General features: G+C 74.3%; 11 protein-coding genes. 7 read left to right on the top strand and 4 right to left on the bottom strand.

The annotated features are described in order from the left end of the window. The first annotated feature begins 22 nt into the window (after positions 1-22). Complete coding sequence (locus tag ACFV18_RS00835; protein WP_380478015.1) at positions 23-1,036, top strand: LLM class F420-dependent oxidoreductase; 1,014 nt, start codon at positions 23-25, stop codon at positions 1,034-1,036. 68 nt (positions 1,037-1,104) lie between these two features. Beyond that, positions 1,105-2,178 (top strand): LLM class flavin-dependent oxidoreductase, encoded by a 1,074-nt coding sequence (locus tag ACFV18_RS00830; RefSeq protein ID WP_380478014.1) that lies wholly within the window; start codon positions 1,105-1,107, stop codon positions 2,176-2,178. Positions 2,179-2,442: 264 nt separating this feature from the next. On the opposite strand, the gene ACFV18_RS00825 is transcribed toward ACFV18_RS00830, so the two are convergent. Further along, positions 2,443-2,922 (bottom strand): ATP-binding protein, encoded by a 480-nt coding sequence (locus ACFV18_RS00825; RefSeq protein WP_380478013.1) that lies wholly within the window; start codon positions 2,920-2,922, stop codon positions 2,443-2,445. 227 nt (positions 2,923-3,149) lie between these two features. Between ACFV18_RS00825 and ACFV18_RS00820 the strand changes: the two genes are divergently transcribed. Together ACFV18_RS00820 and ACFV18_RS00815 are read left to right on the top strand one after the other, a co-directional pair. Beyond that, positions 3,150-4,022 carry a helix-turn-helix transcriptional regulator gene (locus tag ACFV18_RS00820; RefSeq protein ID WP_380478012.1) on the top strand — a complete coding sequence of 291 codons (873 nt, stop codon included), beginning with the start codon at positions 3,150-3,152 and terminating at the stop codon, positions 4,020-4,022. A gap of 3 nt (positions 4,023-4,025) precedes the next feature. Further along, positions 4,026-4,256, top strand: a complete 231-nt coding sequence (locus tag ACFV18_RS00815; protein ID WP_380478011.1) for a DUF397 domain-containing protein — start codon at positions 4,026-4,028, stop codon at positions 4,254-4,256. 122 nt (positions 4,257-4,378) lie between these two features. On the opposite strand, the gene ACFV18_RS00810 is transcribed toward ACFV18_RS00815, so the two are convergent. Then, entirely contained in the window at positions 4,379-6,430 is a 2,052-nt protein-coding gene (locus tag ACFV18_RS00810) for an MMPL family transporter (RefSeq protein ID WP_380478010.1), read from the bottom strand. Next, positions 6,427-7,377, bottom strand: a complete 951-nt coding sequence (sigJ, locus tag ACFV18_RS00805) for an RNA polymerase sigma factor SigJ (RefSeq protein WP_380478009.1) — start codon at positions 7,375-7,377, stop codon at positions 6,427-6,429. Before sigJ ends, ACFV18_RS00810 begins: the two co-directional genes overlap by 4 nt. 270 nt (positions 7,378-7,647) lie before the next feature. Between sigJ and ACFV18_RS00800 the strand changes: the two genes are divergently transcribed. From ACFV18_RS00800 to ACFV18_RS00790, 3 genes are all read left to right on the top strand, one after another. Further along, positions 7,648-9,903: a hypothetical protein gene (locus tag ACFV18_RS00800; protein ID WP_380478008.1), complete on the top strand. Its 2,256-nt coding sequence runs from the start codon at positions 7,648-7,650 to the stop codon at positions 9,901-9,903. A gap of 335 nt (positions 9,904-10,238) precedes the next feature. Further along, positions 10,239-10,496 (top strand): hypothetical protein, encoded by a 258-nt coding sequence (locus tag ACFV18_RS00795; protein ID WP_380478007.1) that lies wholly within the window; start codon positions 10,239-10,241, stop codon positions 10,494-10,496. 3 nt (positions 10,497-10,499) lie between these two features. Further along, positions 10,500-10,991 (top strand): acyl-CoA thioesterase, encoded by a 492-nt coding sequence (locus ACFV18_RS00790; RefSeq protein ID WP_380478006.1) that lies wholly within the window; start codon positions 10,500-10,502, stop codon positions 10,989-10,991. 291 nt (positions 10,992-11,282) lie between these two features. Here ACFV18_RS00790 and ACFV18_RS00785 read toward each other — a convergent pair whose 3' ends face one another. Then, positions 11,283-12,659 carry a hypothetical protein gene (locus ACFV18_RS00785; protein ID WP_380478005.1) on the bottom strand — a complete coding sequence of 459 codons (1,377 nt, stop codon included), beginning with the start codon at positions 12,657-12,659 and terminating at the stop codon, positions 11,283-11,285. Between the last annotated feature and the right edge of the window lie 52 nt (positions 12,660-12,711).

Here is a 12,711-nt window from a genome sequence, read left to right as displayed (position 1 = left end):
AGCTCATGAGAAAGGCATGTTCGTGACGAACCCTCTTCCGCAGCACCAGGCGGCGCCCGCCTGGGGCATCACCCTGCCGCTGCCCGGGCTCACCATCGACCGTCACCGCTTCCTGGTCGAACGGCTGCCGGAACTCGGCTACGGCGACGTGTGGAGCGCGGAGGGCGGCGGCACCGACGCGTTCACCCCGCTCGCCGCCACCGCCGCCTGGTCGCCGCACCTGCGGATCGCCACCGGCATCGTCCCCGTCCACACCCGCGGGCCCGCCGTGCTCGCCCAGACCGCCGCCACCCTCGCCCAACTCGCGCCCGGGCGCGTCCTGTTGGGCATCGGGGCGTCCGTGCCCGCGCACGTCACCGACATCAACGGCATCCCGTTCGACGAGCCCTTCAAGCGCACCCGGGACGTGCTGCGCTTCCTCACCGCCGCGCTGCGCGGAGAGCACGTCGCGGGCGAGTTCGACACCTTCTCGATCACCGGCTACCGCCTGCCCCACCCGCCCGCCGAGCCGGTCAAGGTCATCCTCGGCGCGCTGCGGCCCGGCATGCTGCGACTCGGCTTCACCGAAGGCGACGGCGCGATCACCAACCTGCTCGGTGCCCACGACCTGCCGAAGGTGCTCGACGCCGTCGGGCCGCAGCCGCCCGGCAAGGAGCTCGTCGTCAAGGTGTTCGTCTGCCCCACCGAGGACACCGCGTACGCGCACCGCGCCAGCCGGCCGTTCCTCGCCTGGATCCTCAACCGCGAGCCCTACCGCAAGTTCCACCAGTGGCTCGGCAACGGCGAGTTGCTCGCCGAGACGCACAAACGCTGGGCCGACGGCGACCACGAGGGCGCGCAGCGCGCCCTGCCCGACGAGATCGTCGACACCCTGTTCGTCAGCGGCTCGCCCGAGGAGTGCCGCGAGCAGATCCTGCGCTACCAGCAACCCGGCGTCACCGCCATCCAGTTGTACGTCTCGCTGCCGCCCGAGGTGTTCGCCGGCCGCACCCGGCTGCTCGACACCCTCGCCCGGCTCGGGCCCGCCGCGAGGTGAGCTCGAACTGTCCAGGGGCGGGCCTTGGTTCGAAGGCCAGCCCGCCACCCTCACCAGGAGACCACCCGATGGAACTCGAACTGCGCGGAGGCGTCCGCGCCGCCCCCGTCCTCGGCGACACCCCCGCCGAACGGCAGGCCCTGCGCTGGGCACCCGATCCGCGCGAACGCACCGCCGACCCCGCCCACATCAGCCGGACCGCACGGGAACTGGAGGAGGACGGCCTCGACAGCGCACTCGTCGTCCAGTCCTCCTCCTGGCCCGACCCGTGGCTGGTGGCCGGCTGGGCACTCGCCGCCACCACCCGCCTGCGGATCGCCGCCGCACACCGCATCGGCACCAACTCGCCCACGGTGGACGCCCGTTCACTCGCCACCCTGGACCGGCTCTCCGGCGGCCGGATCAGCGCCCACGTGATCACCGGCTCCAGCGACGCGGAGGTCGCCCGGGACGGCGACACCCTCCCCAAAGCCGAACGGTACCGGCGCGCCGAGGAGTACCTCTCGGTCTTCACCCGCTACCTCGCCACCGAGACCGACCTCGACCACCACGGCGAGTACTACACCCTGCGCGCCGCCAGACCCGGCCTGCGGCCCGCCCCCGGCAGCGAGCTGATCTCCTTCGGCGGCTCCTCGCCCCAGGGCGTCGAACTCGCGGCGAAGTACGCGCAGGTGTACGCCGTCCCCCCGTTACCGCTTCCCGACACCCGGCTGCGGATCGCCGAAGCCCGCGCCGCCGCCGCCCGCCACGGCCGCACCCTGCGCATCTGGCGGCAGGTCACCGTCGTGCTCGCCGACACCGACACCGCCGCGCAGCAGCACCTGCGCCGCCTGCGCCGCGACGCGATTCGGCTGGCCGCCGGGCCCGATGCCGCCCGGCACCTGGACGCCGTCGCCCTCGACCGCGAACGCGACCGCGGCACCGCCGGTCCGGACCAGGTCGCCTCCTACATCCGCCGCAAGCTCACCAGCGCGTACACCGGCTCCCCCGCGACCGTCGCCGCCCGCATCCACCTCCTCCGCGCCGCGGGCGTGGACATCGTCCAACTCGACCTCCCCACCGAGACGGCGCGCGACCGCGCCCTCCGCCGCGAGCTGGTCACCCACCTGCGCAACCCGCTGCGGGGGCGGCGGGCCTGGTGAGAGGCGGCCTGCGGCCGGCGGGGCGGGTCTCGGGGGAGGTGGGCCTGCGGCCGGCGGGGCCGGTTTTGGGGAGGGGCGGTGGCCTACGGGCGGTGATGGGGGTGAGGGGCTACCCCGGGGTGCAGCAGTACCAGGGGTGGCCCGTCACCCCCGCTGTCGCTCGCCCATACGGCGCCGTCGCCGAGCTGGATCAGTCCGTCCCATGTCATGGAGATCATTGTGCGGAGCAAGTCGGCCGCCCTGCGCCGGAATTCCCGGGAGGCGTCACGCGGCGGCGGAGCGGGCGCGCGGCAGGGTACAGGTGATCTGCTTGCCGAGCGGGGTGGGGGTGACCGTCCAGCCCGGGGCGAGTGCGTCGAGGATCCACAGGCCGCGGCCGGTGCCGGTGCGCGGGTTGTCCGGCGGCTCGGCGGACCGGCTCGGCAGGACGGCCGGTTCGGGGTCGTGGACCTGGACGACGATCTCGTGACCGGCGTCGGCCAGGCGTACGATCACCGGCGCGTGCGGGCCGCACAGCCGTACCGCGTTGCCGACGAGTTCGCTCGCCACCAGGCGGGCGGCCTCGGCGACTTCCTCGGCGGCTCCGGCCGAGGTGACCGTTTTGAACACCCGCGCCCGCATCTCGACCAGGTGTTCGGCGCTGGCGTTCATGTGCAGGACGAACCCGTCGGGGCGCGGTGAGAGGTAGAAGCCGCGGGTGGCGGAGTCGGGTTCGGGCGGTGCTGGGGCGCGGTCTTCGCGCATGGCGGGCTCCCGTGCGGCTGAGCAAGCCGCCGACCGCGAGGGCGAGTTGACGCCCCGTCGGCCGACGCAAGGAAGGCAGCGGCGTTGTGCCACGAGGCGCGACCGGGTGGTCACGCCGTGCTACCGGAAGTCAGCATGCCCGCCGGGCTGCCAGGTGGGCAATATGCCCAGCGGGTTTTCCCTCGATCGGTTGCTGTCCGCTTGAGGCGCGGTGGAGACTGGCGCGCATGGCGAAGAGGAACCCCGCCCCCAAGTCCGTGTACCGACGTCAGCTCGCGTCCAGACTCAAGGAGTTGAGAGACGACCGGGAGTTGACGCTCACTCAGGTCGCCGAGGTGGTGGAGGTCAACCAGAGCTCACTGAGCCGGATCGAGAACGGCGACCGGGGAACAACTCCGGTACTGGTGAAGGCTTTGCTGGACTGCTACCAGGTCATTGACCCGGGCGAGCGGGAGGACATCCTCGACCTGGTCCGCGCCGATCAGGCCCAGCGCCAGCAGTGGTGGAAGAAGTACTCGGCGGTCATCAACACCACCCAGTACGGCGGTTACCTGGCGCTGGAGTCCAGCGCCACCAGCCTGCGGTCGTACGAACCGCAGCTCATGCCCGGCCTGTTGCAGACCGCGGACTACGCGCGCCGGGTCATCACCGAGATGCGGGTGGATCTGACGGCCAAACAGATCGACGCATTGGTGACGGTGCGGATGGAACGGCAGGAGAAGCTGCTGGGCCGCGCGGACGCCCCGAAGCTCTGGGCGGTGATCGACGAAGCAGCAATACGAAGGATCGGTAGCAACCGTACTGTTCTGAAAGGGCAGTTGGAACATCTGTTGGACGTCTCGCCCCGCCCGGGCATCGCACTTCAGCTGCTGCCGTTCGTGGCCGGATTTCATCCAGGTCTCTACGGATCGTTCATGCTCATGGGCTTCCCGGATTCGAATCCGGACGTGGTGTGGGTGGAGAATCTGACCAACTCGGTGTACTTCGAGGGATCCGAGGATGTGGAGCGCTACACCGAGGTCTTCGACCACCTGCGGGCCCGTGCCCTCGGCCCACCCGAGACCCGCAGCCAGATCACCAAGATTCTCAAGGAGCTGTGAGAGTTGAGCACCACCAAGCCCGTCCCCGCCGAGCTGGACTTCTCGGATGTCGTCTGGGAGAAGTCCCCGTTCAGCGGGGGCAACGACAACTGCGTGGAGTTCGGCGTGGTCGGCGCGTTCATCGCGGTCCGTGACTCCAAGCGGCCGCAGCAGACGCCTCTCGTCTACACCCGTGACGAGATCCGGGCCATGGTCCAGGGCGTGAAGGCCGGCGCCTTCGACCACCTGGTCTGACGGCAGTAGGCCCACAGGCGTCAACGGCCCCGTTCGGCGGCACCACACCCGAGGTGCGGCCGGGTGGGGCCGTTTCGAACGGGGCGTCAGGTCGCTCGTATTGATGAATCCTGCCGGGTGGTTCAGGGGTGCCGGGCGGGCCACCAGAGGCGGGGGCCGGTGTCGAGGGTGAGGGCGGTGACGAGGACGGAGCGGACGAGGAGGGTGTCGAGGAGGACGCCGAAGGCGACGGTGAAGCCGAGTTCGGCGGCGAAGACGAGCGGGAGGGAGGCCATGGCGGCGAAGGTGCCGGCGAGGACGAGGCCGGCGGAGGTGATGACGCCGCCGGTGGCGGTGAGGGCGGTGCGGGCCGCGCGGCGGGTGCCGAGGGTGCGGGCGTCCTCGCGGATGCGGGTGACCAGGAAGATGTTGTAGTCGACGCCGAGGGCGACCAGGAAGACGAAGGCGAGGAGGGGGAAGGAGGCGTCCGTCCCGGCGAAGTGGAACAGGTGGTGGAAGACCAGGGCGGAGACGCCGAGCGCCGCGCCGAAGGAGAGCACCACGGTGCCGATCAGCAGCAGCGGGGCGAGGGCCGAGCGGAGCAGGACGGCGAGGATCAGCAGCACCGTCAGCAGTACCACCGGGATGATCACGGCGTCGTCGCGGGAGGCCGCGTCCCGGGTGTCGAGGGCGATCGCGGTGGTCCCGCCGACCAGGGCGTCGGCGCCCGGCACGGCGTGCACCGCGGTGCGGGCGAGGGAGACGGTGCGCATCGCGTCCCGGCCGGACGGGTCGGCGGAGAGTTCCGCGGTGAACAGAGCCTGCGGGCCGGCGAGCGGGGGCTGGTGCACGGCCCGGACGCCCGGCACGGAGGTGAGCGCCGTGCGGACGGCGTCGGCGGCCTCGGACCGGGCCACCACGTACAGCGGGTCGCCCGCGCCGGCCGGGAAGTGGGCCGCCTGGATCTGCTTGCCGACGGCGGTCTGCGGGCGGCCGGTGAACTGTTCGGTGTCGGCGAGGCCGTCCGCGCGCAGCGCGAAGCAGCCGGCGGCGAGGGCGCCGAGGGCCAGGGAGGTGCCGATCCAGATGGTGCGCGGGCGCCGGGCGATCGCGTCGCCCAGGCGGGTCCAGGCCCGGCCGCCCTCCGGTGCGGCGGCGCCGTACTCGGGGCGGCGCGGCCAGAACGCCCGCCGCCCGCAGACCACCAGCAGCGCGGGCATCAGCGTCAGCATGGCGAGCCAGCCGACCAGGACGCCGATCGCGCAGGCCGGCCCCATGCCGCGGGTGGAGTTGAGCTCGGCCAGGACCAGCAGCAGGAGCCCGGCCGCGACGGTCGCCGCCGAGGCGGTGATCGCCGGGGCGCAGCGGCGCAGCGCCCGCGCCATCGCCTCGTGCGGGTCCTGGTGGCCCGCCAGTTCCTCCCGGTAGCGGGCGATCAGCAGCAGCGCGTAGTCGGTGGCCGCGCCGAACACCAGCACCACCAGGATGAACCCGGTCTGTTTGTTGACGACCAGCCCGGCGTACCGGGCCAGCACGAACACCAGCGCCTGGGCGACCGCCAGCGCCCCGCCGACGGTGACCAGCGACAGCAGCGGCAGCCACGGACTGCGGTAGGTGAGCAGCAGGATCAGCACCACCACGACGGCCGTGATCGTGGTCAGGCCGCCGCCCGCGCCGAACGCCTTGATCGAGTCGGAGGCGTACCCGGCCGGCCCGGTGACGTGGAAGCCCAGGCCGTCGGCGTGCGCGGTGCCGATCGCGGTCAGCGCGTCCACGGTGCGCCCCAGGCCCTCCCAGCCGTCCTGCCCCTTGTGCAGCTGGACGACGGTCTGCAGCGCCTGCCCGTCCGGCGAGGCCACCGGCCCCTGCACGGTGCCGACCACCGCCTCGACGGAGGCGAACGCCGCCGCGTCGGACTGTGCTTTGGTCAGATCGGCGGGTGTGATGCCGGTCGGACGGTCGTACAGGACGATCGCCGGGACGGTGTCCGCCGCCCCGAGCGCCGCGGCCCGCTGCACCACGGCGGTGGACTCCGCCCCGCCCGGCAGCCACGCCGCGTTGTCGTTCTGCTCCACCTCGCCGAGGCGCCCCGCCGGCAGCAGCGCGGGCACCAGCAGCACCGCCCACAGCGCCAGCACCACCCACTTGCCGCGCCGGCCGGCGGGCGCCGTCAGCCACGACCTCAGCCGGTTCACGCCAGACCCCCCAGCTTGTCGGGGTTGGACACCGCGTAGATGCCGGAGATCCGGTCGCCGTCCGGCACCAGGTCCAGCACCAGCACCGCGAACGCCCGGCCGAACGCCGAAAGCACCACCGCCGGCGCACCGTTGACGCTCCGCCAGTCGGCCACCAGCCCGCGACCGGCGGACTTCGACGCCAGCGCCGCCAGCAGCCGCGCCACCTTGGCCCGGCCGGTGAGCGGACGCAGCCCCCCGGGCGCCTTCCCGCCGCCGTCGCCCCACAGCGTCACCTCCGGCGACAGCAACTCCAGCAGCGCCGCCAGATCCCCGCCCAACGCCGCCGCCAGGAAACGTTCCGTCACCTGCCGCCGCACCGCCGGCTCCGGCTCGTACCGGGGCCGCCTGGCCTGCACGTGATCCCGCGCCCGCTTCGTCAACTGCCGCACCGCCGCCGGGCTGCGCCCCAGGATCCCGGCGATCTCCGCGCCGCTGTACCCGAACACCTCGTGCAGCACGAACGCGCTGCGCTCCAGCGGCGACAGCGTCTCCAGCACCACCAGCAACGCCAAGGACACCGCCTCGGCGCGCTCCACCTCCGCCGGCCCGTCCCCGACCGCGGCCCCCGGCTCCGCCAGCGGGCCCACCAGCGGCTCCGGCAGCCACGGCCCCACGTAGGTCTCGCGCCGCCGGCTCACCGCCGCCTGCTGCGCCAGCGCCCGGTTCACCGCCACCCGCACCAGGTACGCCTTCGGGTGCTCCACCGGCCCCGCCGTCCCGTCCGCGCGCCGCGCCGCCCAGGCCAGCCAGGTGTCCTGCAGCACGTCCTCGGTGTCGGCGACGCTGCCGAGCAGGTTGTAGACCAGGGAGAACAGCAACTCCCGGTGCTCCGCGTACTCGCGTGTGGCCTCGTCGGAGGCCGCCGCCGTCGCCCGCTCCGCCTGCCCCGTCCGGTCCCCGGTCATCCTGGGTGTTCCTCTCAGTCGATCGTGTTGCAGGTGAGAGCGCTCCCGGCGGGCGAAAAGTGACACGGCCGGCGGGTGGTGTGAGCCGGCCCACAGAGCGGCTCCGGGCCGCCCGCACGGCTCGAACGGACGTACCCGCACCTCCAGTAGGCTGACCGCCGCCGGAGATGTACGGGGGACGGACCGGGCCGGGCGCGACAGCCGGGCCGTGCGCACCGCCCCGTGGAGGGGGCCGGCGCACGGGGACGGACACGAAGGACAGCGCACACAGTGAACGGCACAGCGGTGGACAGTGGCACGCAGGGGCAGGGCGACAACCTCTGGCGGTACCGGCTGGACGAGGGCGTGGACCCGGCCGGGCGGGTCCCCGTCCATGCGGTGCAGGGCAGTTGGCCACCCGGCGCCGACGCCGCGTACCGGCCGCACCCGCGCCACCGCCGCCCGCTCGCCGACCCCGTCCCGGCCGACGCCCCGCCGCCCGGCCTGCCCCCGCTCGGGGCCGGCCGCCGGCCCGCCGGGCGCGCCCTGCTGTCCTGGCTGGAGGACACCCGGGGCCCGCGCCTGTGCCGGGTCGCCGGTTCCTCCGGCAGCGGCCGCACCCACCTGCTGACCTGGCTGGCCGCCGCCTGCCCGCCCGACCACCCCCGGCCCGGGCGACGCGTCCACGCACTGCTGGACGTCGAGGGGCTGACGGTCCGTTCGGCCACCGCCCGGCTCGCCGACCTGCTCGGCCTCACCGCCGGCACCCCCGCCGACCTGCTCGAAGCGCTCCAGGACGGCACCCCGCGCACCATCGTGGTCACCGACCTCGACCGGGCCGGCGGACCCGCGCTGCCCGGCACCCCCGAACGGATCGCCGCCGAACTGCTCGCCCCGCTGCTGTCCGTCCCCTGGCTGCTGCTGGTCGTCGAGGCCGGCCACGGGCCCGCCGCCGACCGGCTCACCGCCGTCGCCCCCGGCGGCGCCGTCCTCGACCTCGACCAGCCGCAGTGGACCGACCCCGCGCAGTACGGCGCCTGGTGCGCCCGCCTGACCGGCCACCAGGTCGATCCCGCCACCACCCACCCCAGCCCGGGACTCGCCCAGCTCGCCGCCCGCACCCCCGGCGCCGTCCTCGACCCGGCCCGAACGCCCGCCGAACGCGCCACCGCCCTCGCCGACACCTGGTGGACCGCGCTGCCCGAGGCCGAACGCGGCGCCCTGACCGCCCTGTCCACCGCCGACGGGCCGCTCAGCACCGAACTGTGGGCCACCCTCCCCGGCGCGGGCGGCGAACAGGTCGTCAAGTCCGCCGCCGACCTGCTGCCCCCGCCGCCGATGGCCGACCGCTGGCGGCTGCGCCCCGACGAGGTCGCCGACCGGGTCGCCGCCGACCGCCCGCCCGTCGACCACCCCGCCATGATGTGGGAGGTGGCCGGTGGCATCCCCGTCCGCGCCGACGGCGGACCCGACCTCGCCGCCAGCGACCCCGAACGCCTCGCGCTGCTGCTGCGGCACGCCTCCGCCGCCGACCCGGCCTCGCCGATGCTGGACGAGCTCGACCTGCTGCTGCACGCCGAACCCGCCACCGTCACCGCCGCGTTCCAGCGCGCCGAGGACGCCGGCACCCCCGCCACCGCCCTCGCCGAGGCCTGGCGGCTGGCCGCACCCGACCGGGCCGCACTCGCCCGCCCCGCCGACCGGGCCGCCGTCCTGCACGCCTGGCTCACCGGCCGCGACGACACCTCCGCCGCGTACTGCGCCGAACTCGCCGCCGCCCGCTGGCACACCGTCTGGAACCGCCCCGCCGCCGCGGCCGGCGGCCCGTGCATGACCGCGCTCGGCATCGGCCCGCGGACCGGCTCACTGCTGCTGCTCGACGGCGCCCTGCACCTCGCCGACCCGGCGACCGGCGAACTCTCCTTGCCCGGCGCCCCGTTGACCGAACCGCACCCGCGCGCCCTGACCGCCACCGCGTTCGGCGGCGCCCTGCTGCTCGACGCCTCCGGCACCCTCGGCTCGATCACCCTGGACGGCGCGGTCGGCGCACCGCCCGGCGCCCTCGAAACGCTCGGCCCCTGCACGGCCGTCGCGGGCCACCACGACGCCCTCGTCCTCGGCCACCCCGACGGCTCCACCAGCCACAACACCCTGTCCACCGGCGTCACCCGCCGCCCCGAAACCCCGCTGCACGACGGCCCCGTCACCGCGCTCGGCGTCACCGACGCGGACGGCGGCACCCTGGTGGTCAGCGGCGGAGAGGACGGCCGGGTCTGGACCTGGATGCCCGGCCGCCCCCCACTGCCCGCCCCCGTCGACCAGCGCCCCCACCCCGTCACCGCCACCGCCCTCGGCGCCACCCCCGCCGGCCTCCTCCTCGCCGCCGCCTGGTCCGACGGCCTGCTGCGCCTGCGCCGCTGGGGCGAGCGCCACCGCGGCGCCGACATCCGGCTGGGCGCCCCCATCCGCTCCCTCGCCGTCACCCCGGACGGTCTGGTGATCGCCGCCCTCCCGGAGGCCGTCCTCGCCCTCACGCTGGTGGGCTGAGTTCCCGCCGGCGGAAGGCGTCCTGGCTGGTCATGTGATCACCCTATGGTCGTGCGTTTTGGATCATTCCCGGGTGTCGATCGCGCCCTCTGGGTTGGTGTACGTACGGTTCAGGAGGTCGGCCACCGCTGAAACAGGCTCGGGTGGAGGGCTGTGTTGAAAGAGTCCGGGAACGCAGCGATCTTCAACCAAACACAGGGAGCCCCACCATGTCCGGCTGCGGGGGGACCGAGTTTGATCACCGGAAGGACCTTCGGCGTCAACGGATCCGCCTGTCCTTCCCCTCGGCGGATGAGGCCCTACACGAATCAAGTCCGACAGGAAAAGAGGAACCGATGACTGACTACCGTGGCGGGGTCGATCAGGTGGAGAAGGAGTGTGCGGCCCTCGCGGGCCTGCCCGCGTCCCAGCGGCTCACCGAACTCGAACGGCTCTGTCGACGGACGGAGAAGATTCTCGGCCTCGCCGTCCTGGACACCGCGAGCGAGGTCTACGAGCAGGGCGACGACGCCGCGCTGCGCCGTTCCCCGTACGCCTACGGCTACCTGCGCCGCACTCTCGGCTTCGGGACCGAACACCGAACGGACGGCTGACCGTTGTACACCTACCTGTGCCGGACCCGCTGGGGCGACATGGACGCCTTCGGACACATCAACAACCTGAAGGTGCTGCAGTACGTGCAGGAGGCCGTCTACTGCCTGCTGTACGACGAGAGCGAGGGCCAGCAGCTGTTCGAGGACGGCTTCATGATCGCCCGCCATGAGATCGACTACCGCTCGCCGCTCTACCACTGCCCCACCCCACTACCCGTGCAGATCTGGGTGGAACGTCTCGGCACGGCGTCCATCGCCACCACCTGCGAGGCGCGCCGCGACGGCGAGCTGGCCTTCGAGGCCCGGACGGTCACGGTGCCGACCGACGCCGGAACCGGCCGCAGCCGGCCGCTGCGCGACGCGGAACGCCGACACCTGAACCGCTACCGGGTCCGCCCCATCGGCCCGCTCTCCACCGTCGCCCCCGCCGGCCGCGTCCCCGTCCCGGCCACCGCCCGCCTCCGGGTCCCCGCCCTGGGCGGACGGGCCTCCTGAGAACGCCCGGGGGAGGAAATGGAAGAACCCTTTCTGCCCCCCGGGTCACGACGAAGCGGGCCGGCCCCGGGCAACCCCACCCGGGGCCGGACCGGCCTCAGCAGCGCGTGTCGCGGCCGCCCACCGGCGTGCGGGCCTCAACGCCTTCGTCCGGCGGAGGGAACGGAGCGGGCGGAGCGGACGGAGGCGCGTCGGCCGGGGCAGGTGGCGGGGACAGCAGCGGGTAGTACGCGGGATCGTTCATGCCCCATGGATCACCCACCCGGCCCGGGGCGGTTCCCAGGGCTCGCGCTAACCACCCAGGCGGGCGAACCGACCCTCCAGACGGGAGAGTTGCAGCGCGGTGGCCGGAGAGCGCAGCACGTCGTGCCGCTCGCGGAAGCTCGTGTACGCCCGCCGGGCCTGGTGAATGTTCCCGGCGTCCAGCTCCAGGTGAGCGAGCTGGAGCAACGACACCCCGATGGTCCGGTGCTCGCCCGCCGGGCGGGCCCGCAGCGAGGCCCGCAGGTAGGACAGCGACAACTCGGTGGCCCGCAACGACCGGTGGACCTGCGCCGCCTGGTACAGCAGCGCCGGCTCCGGGTACCGGTGCGGGCCGCCCTCCGCCGCCGACCGGGACGCCCACTGCTGGGCCGCGTCCAGCACCCGCAGCGCCTCCTCGGACTGCCGCAGCCGGGCCGCCGCCACCGCCTGCTGCGCCAGGACGAACGCCCGCACCCCCGGCGCCGCGTCCGGCGGCAGGTGCTCGGCCGCCGCCTCCGCCAGCCGGGACGCGTACGCCTGATGGCCCAGCGCCCCCGCCTGGGTGCTCTGGTCGCGCAGCGCCATCGCCTGCGCCTGGCCGTCCTGCGCCTCCGCCGCCAGCCGGTACGCGAACCGGTAGTGCCGCTGCGCCTCCCCGTGCCGGTTGTCGTCGGTGTACGTCCGTCCCACCAGGCGCACCAACTGGGAGGCCGCGACCAGGAGTTCACGGTGCCGCAGGTCGCCTGCGGAGCTGGTCAGCCAGGGCAGGACGTGGTCGCGCAGGTACCCGAGCAGCGGGCTGCGGGCGATCGCGCCGCCGTACCCGTCGTAGTGCCGCGCCCCGAACGCCGTCATCTCCCGCACCGCCTCGACCTGCCGCGCCCCCACCCGCTCGGGGCCGGAGCGGCGCAGCACCGGCGCGAGCCGGGTCGGCGGGACGGCGGCAACGGGCGGAGCGGCGGCAACGGGCGGGACGGCGGGGACGGGCGGGGCGGAGGGCGCGGACGGGGGAGAGGTGCGGGGGGCGGGCAGCAGGCGGATTCGGAACAGCGGAGGATGAAACGTTTCGTCCGAGGCCTCCCCGAAGTGCGGCCGGGCGTGCAGCCGGCGCAGCCCCGCGAGCGCGTCGGCCGGCTCCGTCTCGGCGTCCTCACCGGTCGCGGGACCGGCCGGGCGGAGCCCCAGCTCCGCCCGGGACACCGGCCGTCCCAGCCGCCGGGCGAACGCCTCCTCCAGCAGTTGCGGCCCCGGATGCCGGGGCTGCGTGCCCGACAGCCAGTGCGCCACCGTCGTCCGGTCGTAGCCGACGCTGAACCCGCTCTCCCGGGCCACCTTCTGCAGCGCCGCCGCCAGGGCGGGCCCGTTCCACCCGGCCTCCGCCATGCGGGTGCGCAGCGCGAGATTCGGTCCACGGACGTGCGGCATCGACAACTCCTTGGGCGGACCGCCGAGAGGCCGGCCCCCGGATCAACGGTCG

Origin of the sequence: Kitasatospora sp. NPDC059673, assembly GCF_042734215.1 — a bacterium.
GTDB lineage: Bacteria > Actinomycetota > Actinomycetes > Streptomycetales > Streptomycetaceae > Kitasatospora.
This window is presented reverse-complemented; position numbering and strand designations above follow the sequence as displayed.

Coding starts and splice junctions, on each gene's coding strand:
- ACFV18_RS00785 (WP_380478005.1), bottom strand. CDS start 12,659: ATGCCGCACGTCCGTGGACCGAATCTCGCGCTGCGCACCCGCATGGCG.
- sigJ (WP_380478009.1), bottom strand. CDS start 7,377: ATGACCGGGGACCGGACGGGGCAGGCGGAGCGGGCGACGGCGGCGGCC.
- ACFV18_RS00825 (WP_380478013.1), bottom strand. CDS start 2,922: ATGCGCGAAGACCGCGCCCCAGCACCGCCCGAACCCGACTCCGCCACC.
- ACFV18_RS00830 (WP_380478014.1), top strand. CDS start 1,105: ATGGAACTCGAACTGCGCGGAGGCGTCCGCGCCGCCCCCGTCCTCGGC.
- ACFV18_RS00820 (WP_380478012.1), top strand. CDS start 3,150: ATGGCGAAGAGGAACCCCGCCCCCAAGTCCGTGTACCGACGTCAGCTC.
- ACFV18_RS00795 (WP_380478007.1), top strand. CDS start 10,239: ATGACTGACTACCGTGGCGGGGTCGATCAGGTGGAGAAGGAGTGTGCG.